We start from the raw sequence: 26266 nt of genomic DNA, 5'->3' as shown, positions 1-26266 counted from the left end.
GAAAGCTATTTCGCTCGGTCAGTCTAGAACAGGACTGACACCTTGAAAACCGTTCAAATCAAAAATATATTGGAAATATTCATCTTGTGAATTGTTTAAAATAAGGTTTGCCTTACCATCAAGTAATTCAATACAGGTCCATTCCCCATCTAAACACTCAACTTCATATTTTTTATCTTCTAAAAATAAATTTGTTAATTGTCCCTCTGGATATATATTTTGAAAAGAAACCATCCCAGAGTTGTCACTTCGGTAAGCAAGGACAGGAACTTCCACTTTTTGGTTCCCCATATAAAAGGAACTCATACATCTCTTTTCAGCAAGGCACTCATATTTTCCTTTTACATAATTCACAATCTCTTTATTTAAAATTGTAGAAAAATTGAGAATACTGATGAAATCCGCCTTATCACTAGATAAGGTTTCGACCTCAATGAGGTATTTCAAAGCGCCATTTACCTGACTTCCTTGACCGTATGAATCCGTGCAATTCAAGGAATACTGGGTCAATAAGTCCTCTAAGGGATACTGATCTGCTTCCTCAGTGATTTCAAAGCAAAAGCAATAATTATCTTCTCTTTTATTATGGTAGATAGCATAAATGATCGGCTCAAACGTTTCTGTTTGATATTTTTCTAACAGATAGCTTCCTAGTACTTGCATTAGCCCACCCGATTTCTAAAGACTTCATACATGAGAATGGCTGCTGCGACGCTGGCGTTGAGGCTTTGGACATGACCATTCATGGGAATGGTCAGCATTTCGTCCACCTGCTTCTTGATGTTGCTGGAAATCCCCTTGCCTTCGTTGCCGATGATGAGGGCCAACTTTCCTGCCGTATTCCACTTATGAACAGGCGTCCCCTGCATATCCGTCCCAAAAATCCAGAAGCCAGCTTCCTTGAGCTTGTCCAGAGTCTGGCTGAGATTGGTCACTTTGGCAATAGGAATGTGCTCAATAGCCCCCGTAGAGGTCTTGGCCACAACTGGTGTCACGCCAACCGCTCGGTGCTTGGGAATGATCACTCCCGTGACATTGGTAGCGTCAGCCGTGCGCAAGATAGAGCCTAGATTATGCGGGTCTGTCAAGCCATCTAAAATCAATAGCAGAGGATTCTCTTCCTGCTCTGCTTTTTTCAAAACATCCGCCAAATCTGCATAGGCAAACTCCGATACCCGCAAGACAAAGCCTTGGTGAACGGCTCCATCCGTCATCTCCTGCAAGGTTTTCTTGGGTGTCCAAGAGATGGAGACCTTCTTTTCTGCTGCCAGATCTTTCAGCTTGCTCACGTTTTTGCCACGCAAGTCGTCCTGAATGTAAAGTTTATTTCCCGTATTGGCCATCAAGGCCTCGGTCACAGCATGCACGCCGTAGACAATATCATTTTTTTCCATACTAACAGTATATCATAAGCTCCCCCAAAAAATCTGTCTAAAAGCTAAATATCTCTCTATGACAGCCTCGCATTTCTCAGAAATCAGCTAAAAACTGCTTTTCGTTATCCTATTTATTTTTGAAATAATTCCGCATTTGAAACCTAGAAACTAGCCAGACTAGCTAGTTCCGCTAGCTATTTTCAAAACAAGAGACATCCCCTATCGTCAGACACTTACTTTTGGTCAATAATTATCAAAAAGCATCATTTACCTTAAAAACTAAAGGAAAGTGACCAGCCGAGGTCTAGATTGCCAAGGAACTATAGGAAAAGTGACTAGCCGAGGGCTAGAATGCCATGAATCTATAGGAAAAGTAGCCAGCCTAGGCCTAGATTGCTATGAAACTATAGGAAAAGTGACCAGCCGAGACCTAGATTGCTATGAAACTATAGGAAAAGTGACCAGCCGAGACCTAGATTACCATGAATCTATAGGAAAAGGGACCAGCCGAGGTCTAGATTGCTAGGAATCTATAGGAAAAGTAGCCAGCCGAGGTCTAAGCTAGACTCACTTCCTCTAAGCAGTCACACCAAGAGGTTAAAGTTCTTATCATAGAGCCACATAACTAAACCTGCGACAAAAAAGTTCCACTTTTCAGTGGAACATTTCTCTATAATTCAGCGACTAGCAATTAACAGCACCAAGCTGTATGATTTAGTTATTCTTAAGTGCTTCTTTGATTTCACCAACTGTTGCAGCAACACTTTTATCTTGGAAAGATTTTAGTTCTTTATTGCCATTCTCATCGAATGTCTCTACTGGATTACTGTAGTCATCTGTAGAGCTAGTTGTAAAACCACCTGATTTGTCTGCAATGATCAGTTTACTGTCTGATAAACCTGAAAAGTAGTCATTAATTTCTTTTTCAGATTTACCTTTTAGTAAATTCTTATAAATTGAAATCGTCTGATTTTCGTTTGTTTTACCGATTGTTGTTTCTGCAATAACTGGTTTCAGCAAAGCATATGAAGCAATTCCTAATGCTACGACTGATAAAGTTAACAGCATCTTTTTCTTAGCCATTTTTTGACCTACTTTCTTATTTCTAAGTTCTATATTCTACACAATTCTCTAGCCTAATATAGAGTTTAGTAAGAATATATAAGAAAATGACACAACATAATTTACGACTTGAATTTTTATATTTCTTTGCATTCCTCCTTACTAAATTATATAATGTAGTCAGAATCATGTAGTATTGTTTTAACTATTTTCAAGTTTTTGGAGATTATGATATGAGATATGATTTTGGAAAAGTTTATAAAGAAATTAGAAAGTCTAAAAACCTCACTCAGTCAGATGTGTGTGGCAATGTACTGTCTCCTACAACACTCTCTAAGATAGAGAATGGACTTGTCGTTCCAAAGTATGAGAACATGGCTTTTTTACTTCAGCAAATTAATATGAGCTTTGATGAATTTGATTATGTTTGTAATCTTTACCATCCTAGTGAGCATACTGAACTATTAAATCAAATCAGCAATATTCATTCAATTAGTGGAGCAGGAGAACTTGAAACTATTTACAAAAAATGTGAATCTTATCTAAAAACTCATTGGGATATCTCTATCCAAAAACTGCACCAATCCTTGACAGTTATACTTCAAATTAGAAAGAATGGAATTTCAAACAGAGATAAGGTGACACAAGATATCGTTGACATTTTATGGAACGATCTAAAACACCATGACACATGGTACGCATCAGACTTCAACATTTTAAACTCCATTCTTTTTGTCCTTCCTACGGAGACTATTCTAGATACCACTCAATTAGTTCTTCACAGACTAGAAAAATACTCTGACTTCCAAAATATCCTTCCTATAAAGTTAGCCCTTCTATCAAATTTGTCTACCTTTTATTTTTATTATAAACACTTTCCGATGTGCAGTCATATTTGTTCGATTGTTATTAAAACAGCAAAATTACTTAAACGATATGATGCAATTGCATTTCATTCGGCCAGAATCGGAATTTGTGATGCTGATGAAGAGCTAATACAAAAGAACCTTGAAATATTACGTTTACTAGAGGAAGATGAATTATTAAAAATTATTGAAAATGAAATAGCTGCATTTCATGCTACTAAAGCATCAAACGAAATGGGCATTCCATGGATGTTGTGATATGAGCTCTATAATTCCTACAGTGGTTAACTCCCTGTAGGAATTATAGAGCTTATTTTAATGTAGAGATTAGTTTTCCTATTTTTAAACTATCCCTCCAACATCAAAAAAGAGAGAACAAATCGTTCTCTCCTGTGCTTACATTGTCATCCACTAGGGCTGACTAGAAGCTATTATTTTACTTTAGCAGTGCTTGTGATAACTTCAACTGCTTTTTTAACAGCGATATCATGTTTAAGCATTTCTTCTGAAAGCAATTGGCGAACGCGGTCTGCTTCCATGTTGTAGTCTGTTGCCAATGAAGTGATTTCTGCTTCAACTTCTTCAGCGCTAGCTTCAAAGCCTTCTGCTTTCGCAACTGCTTCTACAACAAGGTTAGTCTTAGTACGTGCTGCAGCATCTGCTTCATATTGTTTGTGAAGGTCTTCTTGAGTTGTACCAGTGATTTGGAAGTACATATCAGGAGAGATACCTTGACGTTGCATGTTGCCGAGGAATTCGTTCACAGCGCGATGAACTTCTTCGTGAATCATTTCTTCTGGAAGGTCAACGATTTCTGCATTTTCTACTGCAAGGTCAATCGCTGCTGCTTCAACTGCATCGTTGTAAGCTGCTTCTTTGGCTTCTGCTAATTCTTTACGGTATTTTTCTTTCAATTCAGCAAGAGTTTCAACTTCTTCGTCGATGTCTTTTGCAAGTTCATCATCAAGAGCTGGAACTTCTTTTTCTTTAACTTCATGGATTGTTGTAACGAATTTTGCTTCTTTACCAGCAAGGTCAGCTGCTTGGTAGTCTTCTGGGAAGGTTACAACAACGTCTACTGTTTCACCAGCTGAGTGACCAACCAATTGGTCTTCGAAGCCTGGGATGAATTGACCTGAACCAAGTCCAAGTGAGAAGTTATCGCCTTTTCCGCCGTCAAATTCAACACCGTCAACAGAACCAACAAAGTCGATGACAACTGTATCACCTTCAGCTGCTGCTCCATCTTTCAGAACCAATTCAGCCAAGTTGTTGCGTTCACGCTCAATGCGCTCATCAACTTCAGCATCAGTAACTTCCTTAGAAACGTCTACAGATACTTCAAGGTCTTTGTAAGCACCCAATTTCACTTCAGGTTTTGTCACAACTTCAGCAGTGATCACCCATTCTTGACCTTTTTCCATTGAAGTCACATCAATTTTTGGTTGTGCAACTACTTCAAGACCAGCTTCTTTCACAGCTGCTTCATAAGCTGCTGGAAGCAATGCATTCAAGACATCTTGATAAAGTGACTCTTCACCAAAACGTTGGTTGAAGACTGGACGAGGAATATGACCTTTACGGAAACCTGGTACAGCGATATTTTTCTTAACTGCATTAAAAGCACGATCCAAAGCAGGTTTGATTTGGTCTTGACCGATAGTAAAAGTCAATACTCCACGATTTGTTTCTTTGTTTTCAAATGATACAGACATTCTGTCAGTTCTCCTTCAAATTTTTTGCATACAATCCATTATAACATAAGTAGCAGTTTTTTCAAGCGACACCTTTTATTTTTCGCCTTTTTCCCCTTTCATACGCTGAAATCCAAGCTACTTTTACTCTTTTTTGACCATTGCCCAGCTCTCAGCAGATAATATTTTCCTATCACTGTGGGATTATTTCCCTCACCAGCACGAGAATCGACTGGCAAAGTCTGCCATTTGGGAAAAGAGAGTGGGACAGAAATCGGTAATTGGTTAGAATTCGATTTCGTCGTCCCACCTCCGCATAGTTGAGTAGGGTTGTAAAAGCTGATGAAATCAGCGTAGTAGAGTCCACTCAACCACTGCGTCTTGCTCGACAATCCAAAGACAATTGAGAGGCTAGGACTTTTGTCCCAGCCTCTTCTCCTATTCTACTAGGCTTTTCGAATCCTATCTTCAATATAAGACGCTCTAGCTCCACCAATCAACTTAGGACGACTGGCAAGGGCGGTAACGTGAGCCTGACCCAAACTGCGTAGCTGAGGGCGAATCGGAACCTGAACATGCTTGACATGCATTCCGATTGACGTATCTCCCACATCCAAGCCAGCATGGGCTGTGATGAACTCAACTTCCACAGGATCTTTCATATAGTCAAAAGCCGCTAGCTGGCCACTCCCGCCTGCATGTAGGCTAGGTAGGACATTGACAATCTCTAGGTCTTTCTTTTCTGCCAATTCTCGTTCCACGACTAGGGCACGATTGAGGTGCTCACAACCTTGAACGGCCAAGTAAATCCCCCGAGCTTGCAGAATATCTAACAAGGTCTTGACAATGACCTGACCGACTTCCCTACTGGAATGCTGGCCAATGTGCCCCCCCATGACTTCACTAGAAGATAGACCTAGGACAAAAATATTTCCCTTGACCAAACCCGCCTTGTCCAAGACATCTGTAGCAATCTGTCTGGTCTCCTTTTCAAGCTTCTCTAAATCCATCTCTTACCTCACTTACTCTGGCTGAACGGTTCTTTTCAAGACAAGGGGAAAAGCTCTGTAAAGGGCATAGCCGACCACCAAGCCAAAAATATTTTGCATGACATTGCCCCAAATCGCTGCGATAGCTGCACCAGGGCCACTCAAAATGCTACCAAAGAGAGCATAGCCACCGACCATGGCAAGTCCAGACAAGAGCAAACCGATGTAACGCTGCTTGCCAGTGAAGCCAGCAAAGTAGCCTTGAAGACCATGACAGATGAGACTAAAGACCATCCACTGAGGATATCCCGCCACCAAGTCAATCAAGAGACCGGACAAGCCACCAACCAAGGCTCCTTCCTTACGACCAAAATAAAATGCGGTAAAGTAAATCCCTGCATCTAGCAAGGTTAGAAAACCAGTTGGCGTAGGGATTTTGAAAAAATTCCCTAAAACAATGGATAGGGCTGTAATGACAGCCAGCAAAGCGATTTTTCTTGTCTGATTATTTTTCATATTGAATAACTCCATACTGATCTGAGCGCTGAATGGCGCGGTAAACAAAATCTTTTGAATAGTTGACGGCTTCAAGAGGGGATTGGCCTGCCAAAAGCTGACTAGCTATGCTAGAAGCAAAGGTACAGCCGGCTCCTGTATTATTATTTGGTAAAACAGGACTTTCTAGTAGCTGAAAGTCTTTGCCATCGTAAAACAAGTCTATAGCCCGATTTTGGCTGAAACGATTTCCTCCCTTGATTACGACATTTTGAGCTCCTAGTTCATGGAGGGTCACAGCCGCAGCCTTGAGGTCATCCAGACTCTTGATCTCCGACTGGATCAGAATCTCTGCTTCTGGTAGATTGGGCGTGATAATGGTCGTATAAGGGAAAAATTTGATCAATTCATCTCGGAGGACCGACACTTCCACATCGTGGGTTTCCTTACAGACTAGGACAGGGTCTAGCACGACTGGTGTGCCCGCTTGCTTTTTGATAAAGTCCAGAGCCTGATCTGCAATGGCAACCGTTGGTAACAAGCCCAACTTGATAGCCGAAAACGGCACATCTTTGAGCGAAGAGAGTTGCTGCGCAAAGACCTGCTCGTCGGTCGGAAGAACTTCAAATCCCTTGTCCGTCATCGCCGTCAAGCAAGTCACCGCTACAAAACCATGCAGGCCATGGACCGTATAAGTAGCCAGATCCGCATGAAGACCGCCACCACTAAAAATATCATTGCCAGAGAGGGCTAAAATCAACTTATTCTTCATAAATAATCTCCTTTAGATAAAGACCATTAGGCGCTGCGGTTGGCCCAGCTAGCTGCCGATCCTTTTCTTCTAAAATCCGTTCGATTTGGTTGACTGGCATCCGCTTATTTCCAATCTTAAGCAAGGTTCCCACCATGTTGCGGATTTGCTTATAGAGAAAGCCATTGCCCGAAAAAGTAAAGACTAGAAAATTACGCTGCGCATCAAAAGTCAGGCTGGCCTTTGTAATCGTGCGAACCTTATTTTCCACACTGGTACCTGAGGCTGTAAAGCCTGTAAAATCGTGCGTTCCCTCCAAGGCTTTGATGGCCTGCTCCATTAGAGGAATCTCCAAAGGATAGGGATAGTGGGTCGCATAGTGGCGCATCATCGGATTTTTTGGCCGACCAATATCCACCAGAAACTCATAGGTCTTGCTGTGCGGCTTGTAACGGGCATGAAAATCTTCCGTCACTTCCTCCACAGAAATGACATCAATATCTTCTGGCGTCTGGGTATCCAAGGCAAAACGCAGCTTTTCTTCATCCCTAGCTGACGGGAGGTCAAAGTGAATGACCTGCCCAAGCGCATGAACGCCGCTGTCGGTCCGACCAGCTCCGTGGATGACAATGGGCTGGCCTTTGTTAATACGAGTTAAGGTTTTTTCAATTTCTTCCTGAACGCTCCGAGCATGAGGCTGGCGCTGAAAGCCAGCAAAGTCATGCCCGTCGTAGGAAATAAGGGCTTTATAACGAGGCATGTCCTTATTTTAACAGGAAAAAAAGCCTGTCGCAAGAGAGAAAGAATATAACTGTCTGGGTACAGAAAGCATTGACAGAAAGAGCGAAATCAAGTAAACTAAAAAACGCAAGGAGGACACTATGGCAAAGGATATTTCTTATACCCAAGGGCAGGAGCGCTTTCGCTATCGGGCTGCTGCAGTCATCATTGAGGAGGAAGCCCTCTGTGTCATATCCTCTCCTAGCGAAGACTATTTCTATTCAGTAGGAGGGGCAGTCAGATTTGGAGAGACCTCCGAAGAAGCTGTCCAGCGAGAAGTTTTCGAAGAGACAGGACAAAAGTATGAGATTGAAAAGCTGGCTTTTGTCCATGAAAATTTATTTTCAAACTCAACCGGCATCCTCAAGGGACTAGATTGTCATGAGATTTGCTTCTATTATTTGATGAAGCCTCACGGCAAGCAATTTGACTATCAACATAAGCAAGAACAAGTCTATTGGATTCCCCTTACAGACTTGGAAAACTATAAAGTATTTCCAAAAGAAATCACACACATCCTCAAGCACCTCCAGACAGGCATCCAGCATATCATCAGCAAAAAAGAGAGTGGGACAGAAATCGGTCATTCGTTAGAATTCGATTTCGTCGTCCCACCTCCGCACAGTTGAGTAGGGCTGTAAAAGCTGATGAAATCAGCGTAGTAGAGCCCACTCAACCACTGCGTCTTGCTCGACATTCCAAAGACAATTGAGAGGCTAGGACTTTTGTCCCAGCCTCTTTTATTCTCCTAACATGACTTGCTTAATAGTCAGTTGATCTATCCTCCTGCTGGATAAATGGATTAAACCTTCATAAACCAAGACAAAGACTAGTAAAATCATCAGGCAGACTCCAAAATCAAAATCATAGTCAACTTTCTGAGCTATGGATTTTTCCATCAATCTGAGTAAAAGCTGCATAATCCCGTATTGATAGCCCGTTCCTAAGACAAAGCCCAAAAAAGCAAGAATACGATAAGGAGCAAATAAACTCTTATGGCACTCATTTCTGCTATAACCAAAAACCTTCATAATAGCTAGGGTTTCTTGATTTTCCTGCAGGAGTACTCCCAGAGACAGATAGAGGATTGCCACTGACAGGACAGTACCGATTGACATCATCATGATCTGAATGGTCTCATCTGTCAATTCTTTCATACCAAATGATAGTTGAATCATAGCTGAAAAGCACATGGAACCGAAAATGACAAAGAATATTAATAATTTTCTAGACCAGAGCAGACTGGCAGAAAGGTCTTTTAAAAAGGGGCGGTCTTTCCTTATTTTCTTTCCTGTTTTCCTTTTTGGTGACTTTCGACTAAGGCTGACCCGCTTGAGCAAGTCTAAAGCAGGCAAACGTAGACAATAACTAGCGTAGAGAACGGCTAAAGCAGCAAAGGCAAGAGTCGGCAAGACAACGAGAAACAGGAAAAGGGACCAATGTTGCCGAATGGTAATTTCAGGCAAAACTCCGCTTTGATTACGCAAGTGATAAAAATGCGGCATCATGGCAAAAGAAGAGAAATAGCCAGTGCCTGTTCCCAAACCAATTGGAAGACTAAAAAGCCAAAACTTTCGAGCAATTTCCCAGTTTTTATAGCCCAGAGCTTTTAAAACTCCTAATTCTGGCTTATGCTGGTCAATAAATTGCCGAATGTAAAAGAAGAGAAGGAGTATCGATGTTAGGGATAAAACAGCTCCGCTAATGGATGCAATCAACCAAGAAATCGCAACTTGAGCATCGTAAGCAGCTCGAATCTCAGGCAACCAATTTGTTTGATCTAGTAAACGGATATCCAGATAAAAATTTAAGAAGAGATTGGTCACAAAGACCGCACAAAAGCTGATAATTGATACAACGACTAATCTATACAAATCTTTTATTGAAAACATAGCTTACCATCCAATCTCATAGGCCGTCTTGGGCTGGCTATTTGTCTCTAAGCTTTGAATCTGACCGCTATTGATATGAACCACAGTCTTAGCCATCTGAGCAATATTTGCATTGTGGGTCACCATGACCAGCGTAAAACCTAGCTCCTCTTGAAGACTTGAAATATAGGCCAGAATCTGACGACCTGTTGCTTCGTCCAAAGCTCCAGTCGGCTCATCCAAAAATAGGACATTCGGTCTTTTAGCTAGGGCTCGTGCAATAGCCACCCGCTGCTGCTCACCACCTGACAGCTGACTTGGATAATGCTGAAGTTTATCACCTAAACCTAAAGCCTCTAAAATACGGACGTAATCTTGATTGCCTGCTAGGTTGGCACCCATTTTGACATTTTGCTCCACTGTAAGATTTGGAAGTAAGAAATACTGCTGAAAAATAAAGGCAATCTTCGCTCGACGAAAAGCCGTCAATTGAGCTTCTGTCAGCTGGGATAGATCTTCTTCATCGTAATAAACATGACCACTGTCTGGTTTTTCTAGGCCCGATAAAACGTTGAGCAAGGTTGACTTTCCAGATCCAGAAGCTCCCAAAATGACCAAGTAATCTTGGTCGGCAATCTCCAAGTCGATCCCTTTTAAAACTTCTCTTCCACTGTAAGACTTACGAATTCCCTTTAATCTAATCATTCTTGCTTTCCTTTCATTTCCTTTAGGAGGGCAGTAAATACTTGCGTTAAGCGTTCTGTCACTTCCTCCTGACTAAAAGAATAAATACCCGATGCTATCATGCTAGCCAAACCATGAGAATAGATAAATAAATGCTGATAAACGAACTCTGCACTCTCTATGGACATGGGATAATCCTCCACAATCGACTCTAATATCTGCTGATAACTATGGTCTTTCTGAGGTAAAAAGTCCTTGAAAGACTCAATGGGGTGCTTGTGAGGATTTAGATAGAGAATTTTAAAGAGCTGAGGCTCCTGACTGGCAAAAAGGATATGGGCCATGCCAACTGCTCTGAAAGGCTTGGCTCGCTCCAAAGCCGAACGAATATATTGAACCAGAACGAACTCAGCCGCCCGAACAACCGAATGACTTAGATCCTCCATATTTTCAAACTGACCGAAAATAACCTTGGGGCTAGACTGTAATCGTTCCGCTAGAGAACGAGCGGTCAAACCAGCTAAACCGTCTTCCCTGACAATCCCTAGAGCTGCTTGGATAATTTCATCACGAGTAAATTTATTTTTAGGTGGCATCAAAACTCCTTTTGGATACAATTGTTGTGCAACATTTGTTTCTTAAAATATAATATCACACAGAACATTAAAAAACAAGTATAAAAAGAAGCCTTTCGGCTTCGATTTTTATTTGATAAATCGCCAAATAAAACGGGATCCTCATTTAGTCAACAAAGGGGTAACAATTCCTCTATCTTTTAGGGATCTGTAAAAACTTCAATCAAAACTTATCGACTATTTTTCCTTTAGTCCTTTCTCAAGAATTGATCCAAGTAATAGTCAAAGTAGGTTTTGCTTCCTGTGATGACTACTGCACGACCTTCAATACCGTAACGTATCTTCTTGGCTTGGGCATCCGTTAAGCTTATTTCAGCCTCCACCTTAAAGAAGTTGCCTTTTTCCGTTTTCGTCGCATTGTTGTCAATGTTTGAAATTTTAGATTTGAGAACAAATTCTTTATTATTTCCATCCATTGCAGTGAAACGCAGAGTCTCACCTTTTTTCAGACTAGCAACATCTTTTGAGGTCACATAGGTTGTAATGACGACCTTTTTTTCCTTAGTCAAAACAGGATACAACTGAGCGAGCAACTTTCCTTCAGGAACCAAATTCGCTCCTGCTGTTTCAGGATTCAGGTGGAGAATACCATCTTCAGTTGCTGTGATCATGCCCTTTTGAGTGATGCCACCTTGCACCTTGAGATTATTTTCAACTTCTAAAATCTTTTGATTCAAGGCCGTCAATTCTTGACCAACTTTAGTCAACTGCTGAGCTTTCAAAGACTCAAGCTGACTATCCAAGCTCCCAGAATAGGCTTGCTGAGCACCAGAACCCGCATACTGCACTCGATAACCTGCAAGAGCTGATTCAAACTGAGAAATCTGACTATCAATTTGCGAAAGAACCTGACTCTTTAGCTGACCTTGACTATCTGCAGCGGCTTGTGCCTCATAAGCCTGATAGATGCTATAGCCGGCATTAGTCGAAGGGACACTTGTCCCATTTTGGATAGCATTTCTAAGAGTCTGATAATCTGATAATTTGGCATTTGTTTCATTGATCAAATTCCCCAGCTCTGCCTGTGAATTACTAGCTGCTGAGTTTTGAGAAGCAATGGTCGAATTTTGCTGCTCGGTATTACTACGGATACTCGCAGCTTGGTTCTTATAATCATTAAATGCTTGCTCATAACCGAAGCGATCCTCTCCTGAAAACTGGCTAGTCCCCGTCTTCAGACTTTCTTGCAGCAGCTCCAACTGACGTTTTTGCTCCTTCAAGCTTTCTACTTGAGAGGAGAAGGTTTCTTTTTGAGTATTTTCGCTATCAGACTTATACTGAACTAAAAGATCCCCTGTTTTAACAACCTTGTTTTCCTTCAAATTATTCGTGACAATGGCATTGTTACTGGTTGATTGGATGTTAGCCAGAATCTTGCTAGGTTCAATAGAAGCACCTGAAGTAATAGTGATTTCTTTTTTAGCAAATAGGGAGAATAAGACCACAAAAATCAACAAGAAGAAAGTCGGTAAAATCACGCGCACAGAAAAGCTAGAATATCTACGGTTATAAAATTCGGCACTCTCTAAGTAATGTTCTTCCATCTTCTTTCTCCTTTCTAACTATTCACCAGATGAGCATAGAAGCCATCCTGAGCAACCAACTCTTCATGCGTTCCTTGCTCCACGATTTCACCCTTGTCCAGAACAACCACTTTTTCAGATCGCTCGGCAATGGTCAATCGATGGGCAATAAAAATGATGGTCTTGTCCAACTCCAAAAGGTTGTCAATGATCTTTTTCTCTGTCAAGATATCCAGATTGCTGGTCGCCTCATCAAGGATCAAAACAGGAGCATCAGTCAAAAGAGCTCGAGCCAAGGCCAAGCGCTGACGCTGACCACCTGAAATTCCTGAACCATCCGATGTCAATTCTGTTTGGTAATTCAAAGGCATCCGTTCAATATCTTCACGAATTTCTGCAATTTCCAACGCCCGAATGATTTCTTTCTGAGTCGTTCCGGGCTTGGCACCCAAGAGAACATTCTCCAAGATGGTACCATTAAAAACATAAGGTTGTTGCGGCAAGTAATTGATATGACGACGCAAGACATGCTTGTCAATCTGATTGAGGTTGATATTATTAACCAGAATTTCTCCCTCGTTTGGATCGTAAAAGTTCACGATCATCTTGGCAAGAGTCGTCTTTCCAGAACCAGAAATTCCCACAAAGGCTACCTTACTGCCTCTTTCAATGGTCAAATTAATATCTGATAGAACGTTTCGTCCATAGCCATACTTATAGCTGACATTTCTCAACTCAATGTCGCCCTTGGTCATGCTCAAATCACGGATCGCTTTTTTATCCATAAATTCAGAGTCAACCAGATAAACCTCGTTCAAGCGATTATTGGCAACTTGTGCTGTCTGAAGCTTAGTCTGTAGGTTGATAATGTTTTCTAGTGGATTTGTGAAATAAACCAGCAAAGTATTATAAGTAATCAGCTGCCCCAAGGTCATTTTATTGTCCATAACCAAAAGGGCTCCCATCCAAAGGATTGCAACATTCAGCAAGAGCTGAGCCGTCTTCTTCAAGCCGATTTGGATGTTTTCCATCCGACTATAGGCAAATGATTTCTTCAGATAGTCAACAAATTCTCTATCAATCTTTTGATAGCGGAAATCCTCACTGGTCAAGGATTTGATCGTCTCAATACCATTGATATCTTCGATAATGGAAGAAGACAGAATAGCATTGGATTCCATGGTATCGCGATTCATTTTTTCAAATGGCTTCATGAAAGCAAAAATCACGACGATATAGATTGGCAGCGAGAGCAAACTGATAAAGAACAAATAGAAGTTTTGTGAGAACAAAACAATTGCCATAACGACAACGATAGAGACATCCAAAAAGATTGACAGAATGGTACTAGCCAAGGCATCAATGATACTATTAGCATCGTTGAAGCGCGATACGATTTCCCCTGTCCTTCTTGTCGCAAAAAAAGACATGGGTAGATGAAAGACATGCTTAATATAGGACAAAATCACATCAATCGAAAGGCGTTGGCCTAAAATAAGAAGCAGATAGCTCTGAGCATAAGTTAGGACCTGTTGCAAAATGTAGACAACTATTAGACCGAGAGAAATAATTCCTAAGGTATTCCTCATCTGATTCGGTACGTAAGTATCAATAATCCCCTGCATGTAGTAAGAGCCCACGATGTTGATGATCGTCACTAGCATCGTTGCAATAACGATATTGGCAATCAGTCCCTTTTGTTTCATTAAAATCGGAACAAAAGACCAGAGACCGTTTTTCTTTTCCTTGTGTGGTCTATATTCTGGCGCTGGGGCGATGAAAATAGAGACACCTGTCCACTCTTGCGCAAACTGTTCCTTAGAAAGCTTGGTCATTTTAACAGCCGGATCTGGATCCGCAATATAAACCGAATGTTTATCGTGCCCAGTCACAACATAATAGTGAAGCAATTTCTTGTCTTTGATAACATGGGCGATAAAAGGATAAACGATGCCCTTCATGTCAAATAAAGACATATCCGCTTTAAAGGCTCGTGTTTCAAAACCTAACTCTTCCGAAACCTTCACTAGCCCAAAAGCAGTTGTTCCTCTTAAAGTTGTCTTGGCCATTTCACGCAAACTAGCCAAAGAATAATAGGAACCATAATAACCATATATCATGGCTAGCGCTGCTACACCACAATCTCTCGCGTCAACTTGAGCTCTATAATGACGCTTTGTAAATCTCATACAAACTCCTTTATTCACAAAAGTGTAAATTTACTTTTTATGGAGAGCGACCCTCACATAAAAACTCCTAATTAGTAAACATACTATTCAACACAAACTGCTTGTCAACTTTATCCATAGCGGTTCTCCCCCTATTAAAAAAACAAGTATAAATTAGGGACAAAACTTTCATAACAAGCAAAAAATAGATATCTCTATCATACACTAATGTGGCGTATTTTTCCAATGGTATCAGTCGTTTTACTCCATGTAAACATAAAATTACTTAAAAAACAGACATAAAGTAACTTTATCAGACCATTCTACACTAAAAAGCCTCTTGTCCCAATCAAGACGAACAAGAGGCTCTATGTCGAAACAAAAAATATTAGTTAAAAACGTCTGGACTTGCAGCACCACCGTTGTTAGCACCGCCACGATTGCTAGAACCAGATCCTGATCCAATTCTAGAACGAATACGACCGTATGCACGAATAGCAAGTCCACGTACAGTGCGACCAACTTCACGACCGATATCAAATACGGCACGTACAAGGTCACCACCGACCCATCCACCTTCTACTTCAACCAATTCAGCTTCAGTAAGTGGCATAAATTTTTGATCTAATGATTTAAAATCTTTGTTCATAAAATTCACCTTCTTCTATTTGAAATATTAAATTAGTTGAAAAGTCCTACTAAGAAACCTGAAACCAATGAGCCACCCAAAATAGCCAATGATACTGTGAAAATATCAACAGGGACACCGTAGAATGACCATCCACCGTCGATCATCATCATTTCTTCTTCAGTCAACGCAGCAAATTGGTTGTCCATCATAGCAAAGTTTTCCATATGTGTTCTCCTTTTTTTACAAGGCTTCCTTAACCTTGTTAATATATTGTTTGTGGTCAGTTTTATTCAAACATCGCTTCAACACCTATATTATACAACAACCCTATCGGGTTCAACATGACATTGATGTCATGTTTGGAAGAAAAATGTGTAATTTTTTCATAATCTTTTAAATATCCTATTTTTCCCATTTTCCCTAGTTTCATTTTGTGGTACAATAGGGGCTATGGAAAGTATTACTTTGAGTCCTAAACGAGGAGAAATTCAGGCTTTTGTCCAGAAATATCAAGACAAGCTTGTGCCTAGTAAAAATCAGTATATCCAATATCTACTGAAATTGAACCAGGCAACTGTCAGTATCTATACTTCTGGCAAGGTTCTTTTCCAAGGAGAAAAAGCTGGTCACTATGCTGCTTTTTTCGGCCATCAAGCCGAGGAAGCCAGCAAGACTTCTCAGAAGATCTCCCTTATAGGTACGGATGAGGTCGGAAATGGCTCTTACTTTGGTGGTTTAGCAGTTGTTGCTTCCTTTGTCAGTCCAGAACAGCACGCTTTCTTGCGTAAGTTGGGCGTGGGCGATTCGAAGGCCTTGACCGACCTTAAGATTCGGCAACTGGCACCGATTTTGAAAAAGGAAATCCAACATCAGGCTCTGCTCCTGTCTCCAGAAAAATATAACGAAGTGGTTGCCTCTGGTTACAATGCCGTATCTGTCAAGGTAGCTCTTCACAATCAAGCCATTTATCTGCTGTTACAAAAAGGTTTGACGCCAGAAAAAATCGTCATCGATGCCTTTACCAGTCAGCAGAATTATGACAAATACCTACAAAATGAAAAGAATCATTTCCCTAATCCTGTTAGTCTCATTGAGAAAGCGGAAGGAAAGTTTCTAGCTGTCGCTGTTAGCTCCATTATCGCTCGCGACCTCTTTCTGGAAAATCTGGAAAATCTGAGTCAAGAGCTTGGCTACACCCTTCCGAGTGGAGCTGGAAGCAAGAGTGACCAGGTTGCTAGCCAAATCCTCCAAGCCTATGGAATAGCTGGCCTCCAGCATACCGCTAAACTTCATTTTAAAAATACAGAAAAAGCTAAAAAGCTCTTAGAAAGGTAGACTATGAAAAACAAACGCTTTGACTTCCGTGCCTTCCTCAAGGAGTGGGGAGTCTTTACCCTGATTATCTCTATCATCTTACTCACTCGCTGGCTGCTCTGGGCACCTGTCAAGGTAGACGGTCACTCTATGGACCCAACCTTAGCCAATGGGGAATATTTGATGGTTTTGAAACACCAGTCCATTGATCGTTTTGATATTGTTGTAGCCACTGAGACAGATGCTGGCAAAGATAAAGAAGTTATCAAGCGAGTGATTGGCCTTCCAGGTGATACCATCCAGTACGAAAACGATACCCTTTATATCAATGGTAAAAAAACTGATGAAGCTTACTTAACAGAATACATCAAGAAATTCAAAAAGGACAAGCTCCAATCCACTTATGTAGGCAAGGATTATAAGGACAACGGAACTTCCTTCCGCAAGCTAGCCTCTCAAGCCCAAGCCTTTACCGTGGACAAGGAAGGTAGCCCCGTCTTTACCATTAAACTTCTAGATGATGAGTACCTCCTTCTAGGTGACGACCGAATTATTTCCAAAGATAGTCGCCAAGTCGGTACCTTCCAAAAGGAACAGATTCAAGGCGAAGCTAAATTCCGTATCTGGCCAATCCTACCTTTCAAGACTTACTAATACTTAAGAGTATACCCCCTCCAAACTCAGTTGACTACTCAGCTGGGTTTGCTTTTTAAAGAGCATATATAAACAATGACAGAATTTTATTTTTCAGGCACTATTGAGCGCATCATTTTTGAAAATCCCAGCAATTTCTTTCGGATCCTCCTCTTGGATATCCAAGACACGGATTGTGAAGATTTTGATGATTTTGAGATTATCGTGACCGGAACCATGGCCGATATTATCGAAGGCGAGGATTATACATTTTGGGGAAACCTAGTTCAACATCCAAAGTACGGACAGCAGTTAAAAATTTCCCGCTACGAGAGGGCAAAACCAACTAGCAAGGGGCTGGTTAAATATTTTTCCAGTGACCACTTTAAAGGTATCGGGGTCAAGACAGCTCAAAAAATCGTGGAACTCTATGGGGAGAAAACCATTGACAAGATTTTAGCTGAGCCAGAAAAACTTAAAGAAATCACTGGCCTTTCCGCCAAGAACCGAGAATCCTTTGTGGCCAAACTGCAACTCAACTATGGAACAGAGCTGGTCTTAGCTAAGCTGGCTGCCTACGGCATTCCCAACAAACTAGCCTTTCAGATTCAGGAAACCTACAAGGAAGAAACGCTGGAAATCGTCGAGCAGTATCCCTACCGACTGGTTGAAGATATCCAAGGTATCGGCTTTAAAATCGCCGATCAGCTGGCCCAGCAGTTGGGAATTGAAAGTGATGCTCCTGAGCGTTTTCGGGCTGGCTTGATTCATACCCTCCTGACCCAGTCCATGGAAACCGGAGATACCTATTTGGAAGCTAGAGACCTAATGGCTCATACGATTGAGCTTCTGGAGAGTTCGCGCCAAGTAGAGCTAGACCCTAGTCTGGTAGCCGATGAATTGGCTCACCTGATTGAGGAAGACAAGGTTCAGAATGTCGAAACTAAGATTTTTGAAAACAGTCTCTTCTTTGCCGAGGAAGGCATCCGCAGCAATCTAATTCGCCTCTTGGAAAAAGGCCATCAGGATCGCTTTGAAGAAGAGAAAATCCTCGATGCCATCAGCCAGGCTGAAGATGACCTAGGCATCCACTATGATCAGATTCAGAAGCAAGCCATTTTCGACGCTATCACACAAAAAGTCTTTATCCTGACGGGTGGACCAGGAACAGGAAAAACAACCGTCATCAATGGTATCATTTCCGTCTATAGCCAGCTTCGAGACTTAAATCTAAAAAAGAAGGCAGATTTGCCCATTCTTTTGGCTGCACCGACTGGTCGAGCTGCTCGCCGTATGAATGAGCTGACTGGACTACCCAGCGCTACGATTCACCGGCATCTCGGTATGACTGGAGATGATGATACCAGTCATTTGGATGATTATCTGGATGCTGATTTTATCATCGTGGACGAGTTCTCCATGGTAGACACTTGGCTGGCCAATCAGCTCCTCAGTAATATCTCCTCCAATACCAAACTGCTCCTGGTTGGGGATGCAGAGCAATTGCCTTCTGTCAGCCCTGGGCAGGTATTAGCTGACCTACTGCAAATACCGAGCATTCCCCAGACCAAGCTGGAAAAAATTTACCGTCAGAGCCAAGATTCGACCATTGTCACTCTGGCTAGCCAGATCCAAAAGGGACTGTTGCCAGAAGATTTTACTGAAAAAAAAGCGGATCGTTCTTATTTTGAAGCTCGAAATGAGCACATCCCGCCCATGATTGAACGAATTGCCAGCGCAGCTATTCGCAGCGGTATCCCAGCTCACGATGTTCAGGTATTAGCACCTATGTATCGGGGGCCAGCCGGCATTGACCAGATTAACAATCTTATGCAAAATCTCATCAATCCTGTGGAAAAAGACCAGCTGACCTTTGAAGCACCTGATTTCCAATATCGACAGGGAGATCGGGTCATCCACCTCGTCAATGACGCTGAGAGTAATGTCTTTAACGGTGACTTAGGCTACATCGTCGACCTGCTGCCAGCTAAGTACACCGAGTCCAAGCAGGACGAATTAACCATCAACTTTGACGGCAATGAAATTAGCTACCAGCGCAGCGAATGGTACAAAATTCGCCTAGCCTATGCCATGAGCATCCACAAGTCTCAAGGTAGCGAGTTTCCCGTGGTTATCCTTCCCATTACCCGAAGCAGCCACCGCATGCTCCAGCGCAATCTGGTCTACACTGCTATTACCCGAGCCAAGAGCAAACTGATCCTACTTGGGGAAAAGTCAGCCTTTGACTACGCCGTAAAAAATACCGGTACCGCCCGCAAAACCTATCTGATTGAACGTTTTGGAGATGTAGAATCCCCTCAAGAAATTATCCACATCCCTGTGGATAACAGCAAATATCCTGTGGAAAACTATATCCTGACGGAGGAAAATATCCTAACAATCAATCCTCTAATCGGACTGACTGAGGAAGATTTAAAGGGAATTTTTAAATAAGCCTTGACTCCCTTCACTGTTCTGTGTATAATGCTAAAATATGGCTATATGATTAGCCCAAATAACAACTAACTTTCTTCAAAGGAGATTGTATGAAATACAATAAATATTCTACTCTAATAAAGTGGGTGCTTGTAGGATGCAGTCTCATTTTATTTGGCACCTTTTCATCAACAAAATCTAGAAATATCAGTGTGGAAACCTTGCGAAAAGAAGGAAAAATTCTTTCTGCAAAAATCTCTGACACCTTCTACAACCAAGCAATAAAAATTACTCATATTGATGGACCAGTTGCAGAGTTAAAAGAAGATCATGACTCAACCTATTTCTACAAAGTATCTTATATAGATAAAAATGGTAGGGAAAGCGATATTGGCCTGCGCAATGATTCTTCAACTAGCCGCTTCGTAGATGAACTAGAAAAAGCGGATAATTTAGAAGGAGAACCAAAATGGTTGATTGCCTCAGTACACTCAGCTTCAGGTATTCCTGATTACGCTAAAATCATGAACTCGTATCTATTTAATGATGGAAATAACCAACAACTGAAATACTACATCACTCTCTCTAATGATAAAGAATTTCAAAAAGGTGGAGACGCTTCTTTCGCTTTCTTCACCTATATTGGTATATTATGCATTTTGATCGGATTCATCCGTTATTACTTAAACCACAAAAAATTGACTGATTTTTAGAGTCTATATCCCGAATTAAATGGAACGTTGGATCAAATTGAAAACAATGGTGGCTATATTGATACAGATATTCGTATCTTCTCATACAAGAATCATTTGGTCAGTTATAAATCTATTTTCAAATCATGTGACATGCACGAGGCACTAACAATGTATCACCATAGGTATTCATTCTGGTTTTATATCTTTCCAATCATCAGAAAAAACGAGATTCGGGTTGTGCTTTCAGATGGAAACGAAAAGAAACTACCTCTCAGACACCGAAATGTCCCTAAAACAGACCTTGCTTTAACTCGTTTAAAAAATCACATACATGCCAAATTTCCAAATCTTGAATTATAAAGAGGACAGCTTACTGAACAGAACCGCACTGCCCCCCAAAAAGTTAGACAGAAAAAACTAACTTTTGGGGGGCAATTCACGAACCAAGCCTTTATCTTTTTATCCAAACCCCGTTACTGTCAGTCCTAATAAGCGAACGCCTCGCGGCTGCTCTTCCAGGCTGTCATAGATTTCATGACTAACCCGCTCAATCACTTCTCCTTCTCTCGTTTCTCGCTCCAAGGTCCTCCTTTTGGTTAGGGTTGAAAAGTCAGCATAGCGGATTTTTAGGACAACCGTCTTGCCAGCTTTCTGGTGTTTCTCTAAGCTGAGAGCGACCTTAGCTGCCAAGCGAGATAGTTCTTTTTTTATATCCTCCTCGCCATGGAGCAATTTAGCATAGGTTCGCTCCTTACCGATAGACTTGCGAATACGATTGGACTTGACCGGACTATTGCTGATACCACGCGCTTTCCGGTAGAGATCAAAGCCAAAGCGACCAAACTTATCAATCAAGGTCATTTCCGGTATCTTGAGCAGATCTGCACCAGTATAAACTCCCATTTCATGCAGTTTTTCAACGCTCTTCTTACCAACTCCATGAAACTTAGCAATATCCATGGGCGCTAGAAAGGCCTCTGCCTCCTCGGGTAAAATAACCGTCAGACCGTGCGGCTTCTCATAATCACTAGCAATCTTGGCCAGAAACTTATTATAAGAAACGCCTGCCGAAGCCGTCAGTTGCAGCTCATTCCAGATATCATGCTGGATCAGCTTGGCAATTTTGACCGCAGATTTGATACCCAACTTATTTTCCGTCACATCCAGATAAGCCTCGTCGATGCTCATGGGCTCAATTTTATCCGTGTAGCGCTTGAAAATCTCTCGAATCTGCAAACCAACCGTTTGGTATTTCTCATAATTTCCCGAGATAAAAATTCCCTGCGGGCAACGCTCGTAGGCTTCCTTGGAACTCATAGCTGAATGAACTCCGAACTTTCTGGCTTCATAATTACAAGTCGAAACCACACCACGTCCACCCGTCTGACGCGGATCACTACCGATAATCACAGGCTTTCCATTGAGCTTAGGATTGTCCCGCTCTTCGACCGAAGCAAAAAAAGCATCCATATCAATATGAATGATCTTTCGCGATGTGTCATTAATTAGCGGAAAAATTAGCATACCGTCTCCTATAAATTAGATTAGCTCTTTAGCAAATTTTATCATTTTTAAAGCAAGTTTCAAAGGATTTTTATTCCAAAAGCAAGACCGGAAAATGTAAGACACTTTCTGAAGTGCATAGACAAAGTATTAAAATAGGAATTTCAGTATTGGACAAATTTCTACATAGTAACGTTCAAAGCAAGTACAAAATAATTCAACTTATCAGCTTCTTTCTACTATTTTCATTTACCATTTTCAAAGTTATAAAACAGTTTGCAATAAAATATCAATCTGTATTATAAAAGAAAGCCTCTTTTAGCACTGAAATTCGTTTGTGAAACCGATTACCTTATGATATACTTTAATTATAAATGTAACAGTTTATGTTGCTAGAATAAAGAGGAAAATCTAATGGTTGTTAAAACAGTTGTGGAAGCTCAAGATATTTTTGACAAAGCTTGGGAAGGCTTCAAAGGTGAAGACTGGAAAGAGAAAGCAAGTGTTTCTCGCTTCGTTCAAGCTAACTACACACCTTATGATGGAGATGAAAGCTTCTTGGCAGGTCCTACTGAGCGCTCACTCCACATTAAGAAAATCGTAGAAGAAACAAAAGCTCACTACGAAGAAACTCGTTTCCCAATGGACACTCGTCCAACATCTATTGCAGATATCCCTGCTGGTTATATTGACAGAGATAACGAACTAATTTACGGTATTCAAAACGATGAACTCTTCAAATTGAACTTCATGCCAAAAGGTGGTATCCGTATGGCTGAAACTACTTTGAAGGAAAATGGTTATGAACCTGATCCAGCTGTTCACGAAATTTTCACAAAATATGTGACAACAGTTAACGACGGTATTTTCCGTGCTTATACTTCTAACATCCGCCGCGCTCGTCACGCCCACACTGTAACAGGTCTTCCAGATGCCTACTCACGTGGACGTATCATCGGTGTTTACGCACGTCTTGCTCTTTACGGTGCAGACTACTTGATGCAAGAAAAAGTAAACGACTGGAATGCGATCAAAGAAATCGACGAAGAAACAATCCGCCTTCGTGAAGAAGTAAACCTTCAATACCAAGCATTGCAACAAGTTGTTCGCTTGGGTGATCTTTACGGAGTTGATGTCCGCAAACCAGCGATGAACGTCAAAGAAGCGATCCAATGGGTTAACATCGCCTTTATGGCTGTCTGCCGTGTGATCAACGGTGCTGCTACATCCCTAGGTCGTGTGCCAATCGTATTGGATATCTTTGCAGAACGTGACCTTGCTCGTGGTACATTTACTGAATCAGAAATCCAAGAGTTCGTAGATGATTTCGTTATGAAACTTCGTACAGTGAAGTTTGCTCGTACAAAAGCTTATGACCAATTGTACTCAGGCGACCCAACCTTCATCACAACTTCTATGGCTGGTATGGGTAACGACGGTCGTCACCGTGTTACGAAGATGGACTACCGTTTCTTGAACACTCTTGACAATATCGGTAACTCTCCAGAGCCAAACTTGACAGTTCTCTGGACTGACAAACTTCCATACTCATTCCGTCGCTACTGTATGCATATGAGCCACAAACACTCTTCTATCCAATACGAAGGTGTAACAACAATGGCTAAAGACGGATACGGAGAAATGAGCTGTATCTCATGCTGTGTGTCACCACTTGACCCAGAAAACGAAGATCAACGTCACAACATCCAGTACTTCGGTGCTCGTGTGAACGTTCTTAAAGCCCTTCTTACTGGTTTGAACGGTGGTTACGACGATGTTCACAAAGACTACAAAGTATTTGACATCGATCCTATCCGTGACGAAGTTCTTGAATTTGAATCAGTTAAAGCGAACTTTGAAAAATCTCTTGACTGGTTGACTGACACTTATGTAGATGCTTTGAACATCATCCACTACATGACTGACAAATACAACTACGAAGCTGTTCAAATGGCCTTCTTGCCAACTAAACAACGTGCTAACATGGGATTCGGTATCTGCGGATTCGCTAACACTGTTGACACATTGTCAGCTATCAAGTACGCTACAGTTAAACCACTCCGTGACGAAAATGGCTACATCTACGATTACGAAACAATCGGTGAATACCCACGTTGGGGTGAAGATGACCCACGTTCAAACGAATTGGCAGAATGGTTGATCGAAGCTTATACAACTCGTCTACGTAGCCACAAACTTTACAAAGACGCGGAAGCTACTGTATCACTTTTGACCATCACATCTAACGTTGCTTACTCTAAACAAACTGGTAACTCACCAGTCCATAAAGGTGTCTACCTTAACGAAGATGGTTCTGTGAACTTGTCTAAACTTGAGTTCTTCTCACCAGGTGCTAACCCATCTAACAAAGCGAAAGGTGGCTGGTTGCAAAACTTGAACTCACTTGCGAGCCTTGACTTTGGTTACGCAGCTGACGGTATCTCATTGACAACTCAAGTTTCACCACGTGCTCTTGGTAAGACTCGTGACGAACAAGTGGACAACTTGGTAACAATTCTTGATGGTTACTTCGAAAACGGTGGACAACACGTTAACTTGAACGTTATGGACTTGCAAGATGTTTACGACAAGATCATGTCAGGTGAAGACGTTATCGTACGTATCTCTGGATACTGTGTAAACACTAAATACCTCACTCCAGAACAAAAAACTGAATTGACACAACGTGTCTTCCACGAAGTTCTTTCTATGGATGATGCACTTAGCTAAGCCTCTTTCCTAATTGCAAAACCAGCTGAAAATCAGCTGGTTTTCTTTTACTTTGGAGAGATAGCTTTGAGCATTTGTGTTATAATAGAGGTATTGTGAAATGAAAAAGGGGATATAATGGCTGAGAAAATGTCTACAGATGAAAAAAATCTTAATCTGGCCGTTGATGTTATCATGCTAGCTGGGACCTTGCTATTACAAAGTGGCTCAGAGATTTATCGGGTCGAAGACACCATGATCCGGATTGCCCATTCGCAAGGCATCCTGGACTGCAATGCCTTAGCCATGCCCGTTGCCATATTCTTTTCAATTGAAAACACTAATATTTCTCGAATGAAGCGAAATATCCATATGAACTACAATATCGAGAAAGTCTGCGATGTCAATCAAGTCTCTCGGCAATTAGTCAGTGGAGCAATCAATTTGGAAGAAGCTCTTGAACAACTAAGGGCACTTAAAACAAAAGGGGTTCCCTATAGCAAAAGAGAACTCATTACAGCAGCCACACTCAGTGCTCCTTTCTTTTCTATCATGTTCGGTGGAAATTTTTACGATGCTCTTGGAGCCGGTATCGCAACTCTATTTGGCTTCTCTTTCTCCCTTTATGTCGATAAATATATTCGAATTCCTTTTGTTTCAGCCTTTGCTGGAGCTTTTGTCTTCGGATTATTAGCCCAGATTTGGGCTTACTATTCGGGATTCGATTCAACAGCAGACTTGATCATCGCAGGAGCTGTCATGCCCTTCGTCCCAGGAATCGCTCTGACCAACTCAGTTAGAGATATCATGACCAACCATATCAATTCTGGGATGAGCAAACTCTTTGAATCGCTCCTCATTACCCTTGCTCTCGGCGCCGGCACCTCTGTCGCCCTCATTCTTATGAAATAAGCCTATGACAATCTTGACTTTCTTACTGCAAGCCCTTGCCAGCCTACTGGCTATCATCACTTTTCTAATCGTTCTAAATGTCCAGCGTAGTATGCTGATTCCCGGCGGAGTTTTAGGTATGGCTACTTGGCTACTCTATCTCCTACTCAAGGGACCGACCAATGTTATCATTGCAACCTTTGTGGCTGCTATCATTGGTTCCTGCGCCAGCCAAATCCTCAGCATCATCTACAGAACGCCAGCTGTCGTCTTTATTTTGGCTATTCTAGCGCCTCTAGTACCTGGATATATTTCCTATCGGACAACTGCCTTCTTTGTGACAGGTGATTACAGTCATGCTATGGTCAATGCTACCTTGGTCGTCATCCTAGCCTTGGTCATCTCTATCGGCATGGCTAGCGGGACGGTTGTCTTAAAGATTTACAGCTACCTGAAGAAGCATCCTCTTCACTATAAAAAATGAGAGTGGGACAGAAATCGGTAATTCGTTAGAATTCGATTTCGTCGTCCCACCTCCGCACAGTTGAGTAGGGCTGTAA

General features: G+C 41.6%; 25 protein-coding genes. 9 read left to right on the top strand and 16 right to left on the bottom strand.

Annotated features, from left to right (window positions below; translation table 11 throughout):
• Positions 1-18 precede the first annotated feature (18 nt).
• From ACWPVL_RS09265 to ACWPVL_RS09255, 3 genes are all read right to left on the bottom strand, one after another.
• The gene (locus tag ACWPVL_RS09265; RefSeq protein ID WP_454388473.1) at positions 19-663 is read right to left on the bottom strand and encodes a hypothetical protein; all 645 of its coding nucleotides are present in this window, start codon (positions 661-663) and stop codon (positions 19-21) included.
• Positions 663-1394, bottom strand: a complete 732-nt coding sequence (gene rlmB, locus ACWPVL_RS09260; protein ID WP_454388471.1) for a 23S rRNA (guanosine(2251)-2'-O)-methyltransferase RlmB — start codon at positions 1392-1394, stop codon at positions 663-665. The genes ACWPVL_RS09265 and rlmB overlap by 1 nt, the downstream gene beginning before the upstream one ends.
• Positions 1395-2090: 696 nt before the next feature.
• Positions 2091-2459, bottom strand: coding sequence for a hypothetical protein (locus tag ACWPVL_RS09255; protein WP_454388469.1), 369 nt, complete (start codon positions 2457-2459; stop codon positions 2091-2093).
• Between the two features lie 212 nt (positions 2460-2671).
• On the opposite strand from ACWPVL_RS09255, the gene ACWPVL_RS09250 reads away from it, so the two are divergent.
• Complete coding sequence (locus ACWPVL_RS09250; protein WP_454388467.1) at positions 2672-3562, top strand: helix-turn-helix domain-containing protein; 891 nt, start codon at positions 2672-2674, stop codon at positions 3560-3562.
• Positions 3563-3735: 173 nt separating this feature from the next.
• Here the strand turns inward: ACWPVL_RS09250 and tig are convergent, their stop codons facing one another.
• The 5 genes from tig to truA all read right to left on the bottom strand — a co-directional run bounded on the left by tig (position 3736) and on the right by truA (position 7993).
• The gene (gene tig, locus ACWPVL_RS09245) at positions 3736-5019 is read right to left on the bottom strand and encodes a trigger factor (protein ID WP_125371121.1); all 1284 of its coding nucleotides are present in this window, start codon (positions 5017-5019) and stop codon (positions 3736-3738) included.
• Positions 5020-5444: 425 nt separating this feature from the next.
• The gene (locus ACWPVL_RS09240; RefSeq protein ID WP_454388465.1) at positions 5445-6008 is read right to left on the bottom strand and encodes a TIGR01440 family protein; all 564 of its coding nucleotides are present in this window, start codon (positions 6006-6008) and stop codon (positions 5445-5447) included.
• 12 nt (positions 6009-6020) lie between these two features.
• On the bottom strand, positions 6021-6503 hold the full coding sequence (locus tag ACWPVL_RS09235) for an ECF transporter S component (RefSeq protein ID WP_454388463.1): 483 nt from the start codon (positions 6501-6503) through the stop codon (positions 6021-6023).
• A complete protein-coding gene (locus ACWPVL_RS09230; protein ID WP_454388461.1) occupies positions 6493-7254 on the bottom strand; it encodes a bifunctional hydroxymethylpyrimidine kinase/phosphomethylpyrimidine kinase in 762 nt (253 codons plus the stop codon). Before ACWPVL_RS09230 ends, ACWPVL_RS09235 begins: the two co-directional genes overlap by 11 nt.
• Positions 7244-7993 (bottom strand): tRNA pseudouridine(38-40) synthase TruA, encoded by a 750-nt coding sequence (truA, locus tag ACWPVL_RS09225; RefSeq protein WP_454388459.1) that lies wholly within the window; start codon positions 7991-7993, stop codon positions 7244-7246. The genes ACWPVL_RS09230 and truA overlap by 11 nt, the downstream gene beginning before the upstream one ends.
• A gap of 121 nt (positions 7994-8114) precedes the next feature.
• On the opposite strand from truA, the gene ACWPVL_RS09220 reads away from it, so the two are divergent.
• Positions 8115-8642 (top strand): NUDIX hydrolase, encoded by a 528-nt coding sequence (locus ACWPVL_RS09220; protein ID WP_454388457.1) that lies wholly within the window; start codon positions 8115-8117, stop codon positions 8640-8642.
• Between the two features lie 111 nt (positions 8643-8753).
• On the opposite strand, the gene ACWPVL_RS09215 is transcribed toward ACWPVL_RS09220, so the two are convergent.
• The 7 genes from ACWPVL_RS09215 to ACWPVL_RS09185 form a co-directional block, all read right to left on the bottom strand.
• Positions 8754-9905, bottom strand: a complete 1152-nt coding sequence (locus tag ACWPVL_RS09215) for an FtsX-like permease family protein (RefSeq protein ID WP_454388455.1) — start codon at positions 9903-9905, stop codon at positions 8754-8756.
• Positions 9906-9908: 3 nt separating this feature from the next.
• The gene (locus tag ACWPVL_RS09210) at positions 9909-10589 is read right to left on the bottom strand and encodes an ABC transporter ATP-binding protein (RefSeq protein WP_454388453.1); all 681 of its coding nucleotides are present in this window, start codon (positions 10587-10589) and stop codon (positions 9909-9911) included.
• Positions 10586-11164, bottom strand: coding sequence for a TetR/AcrR family transcriptional regulator (locus tag ACWPVL_RS09205; RefSeq protein WP_454388451.1), 579 nt, complete (start codon positions 11162-11164; stop codon positions 10586-10588). Before ACWPVL_RS09205 ends, ACWPVL_RS09210 begins: the two co-directional genes overlap by 4 nt.
• A gap of 227 nt (positions 11165-11391) precedes the next feature.
• Positions 11392-12747 carry a bacteriocin secretion accessory protein gene (locus ACWPVL_RS09200; protein WP_454388449.1) on the bottom strand — a complete coding sequence of 452 codons (1356 nt, stop codon included), beginning with the start codon at positions 12745-12747 and terminating at the stop codon, positions 11392-11394.
• Between the two features lie 14 nt (positions 12748-12761).
• Positions 12762-14915, bottom strand: a complete 2154-nt coding sequence (gene comA / locus ACWPVL_RS09195; RefSeq protein WP_005591091.1) for a peptide cleavage/export ABC transporter ComA — start codon at positions 14913-14915, stop codon at positions 12762-12764.
• Positions 14916-15282: 367 nt separating this feature from the next.
• Positions 15283-15543 (bottom strand): hypothetical protein, encoded by a 261-nt coding sequence (locus tag ACWPVL_RS09190; RefSeq protein ID WP_062122586.1) that lies wholly within the window; start codon positions 15541-15543, stop codon positions 15283-15285.
• A gap of 32 nt (positions 15544-15575) precedes the next feature.
• The gene (locus ACWPVL_RS09185; RefSeq protein ID WP_454388446.1) at positions 15576-15749 is read right to left on the bottom strand and encodes a Blp family class II bacteriocin; all 174 of its coding nucleotides are present in this window, start codon (positions 15747-15749) and stop codon (positions 15576-15578) included.
• Positions 15750-15975: 226 nt separating this feature from the next.
• Between ACWPVL_RS09185 and rnhC the strand changes: the two genes are divergently transcribed.
• The 4 genes from rnhC to ACWPVL_RS09165 all read left to right on the top strand — a co-directional run bounded on the left by rnhC (position 15976) and on the right by ACWPVL_RS09165 (position 20621).
• On the top strand, positions 15976-16860 hold the full coding sequence (rnhC, locus tag ACWPVL_RS09180) for a ribonuclease HIII (RefSeq protein ID WP_454388444.1): 885 nt from the start codon (positions 15976-15978) through the stop codon (positions 16858-16860).
• A 3-nt stretch (positions 16861-16863) separates the two neighbouring features.
• Complete coding sequence (gene lepB, locus ACWPVL_RS09175; protein WP_454388442.1) at positions 16864-17493, top strand: signal peptidase I; 630 nt, start codon at positions 16864-16866, stop codon at positions 17491-17493.
• 75 nt (positions 17494-17568) lie between these two features.
• Positions 17569-19926: an SF1B family DNA helicase RecD2 gene (recD2, locus tag ACWPVL_RS09170; protein ID WP_454388440.1), complete on the top strand. Its 2358-nt coding sequence runs from the start codon at positions 17569-17571 to the stop codon at positions 19924-19926.
• A 92-nt stretch (positions 19927-20018) separates the two neighbouring features.
• On the top strand, positions 20019-20621 hold the full coding sequence (locus ACWPVL_RS09165) for a hypothetical protein (protein WP_454388438.1): 603 nt from the start codon (positions 20019-20021) through the stop codon (positions 20619-20621).
• A gap of 441 nt (positions 20622-21062) precedes the next feature.
• Here ACWPVL_RS09165 and dinB read toward each other — a convergent pair whose 3' ends face one another.
• A complete protein-coding gene (gene dinB, locus ACWPVL_RS09160) occupies positions 21063-22127 on the bottom strand; it encodes a DNA polymerase IV (protein WP_454388436.1) in 1065 nt (354 codons plus the stop codon).
• Between the two features lie 393 nt (positions 22128-22520).
• Between dinB and pflB the strand changes: the two genes are divergently transcribed.
• The 3 genes from pflB to ACWPVL_RS09145 all read left to right on the top strand — a co-directional run bounded on the left by pflB (position 22521) and on the right by ACWPVL_RS09145 (position 26190).
• The gene (pflB, locus tag ACWPVL_RS09155) at positions 22521-24836 is read left to right on the top strand and encodes a formate C-acetyltransferase (protein WP_045498517.1); all 2316 of its coding nucleotides are present in this window, start codon (positions 22521-22523) and stop codon (positions 24834-24836) included.
• A gap of 117 nt (positions 24837-24953) precedes the next feature.
• The gene (locus ACWPVL_RS09150) at positions 24954-25727 is read left to right on the top strand and encodes a threonine/serine exporter family protein (protein ID WP_045498516.1); all 774 of its coding nucleotides are present in this window, start codon (positions 24954-24956) and stop codon (positions 25725-25727) included.
• A gap of 4 nt (positions 25728-25731) precedes the next feature.
• Positions 25732-26190: a threonine/serine exporter family protein gene (locus ACWPVL_RS09145; RefSeq protein WP_045498515.1), complete on the top strand. Its 459-nt coding sequence runs from the start codon at positions 25732-25734 to the stop codon at positions 26188-26190.
• The last annotated feature ends 76 nt before the right edge of the window (positions 26191-26266 follow it).

This window comes from Streptococcus sp. Marseille-Q8145 (assembly GCF_965112035.1).
The sequence above is the reverse complement of the archived record's forward strand: the minus strand, read 5'-3'. Positions and strand labels throughout refer to the sequence as shown.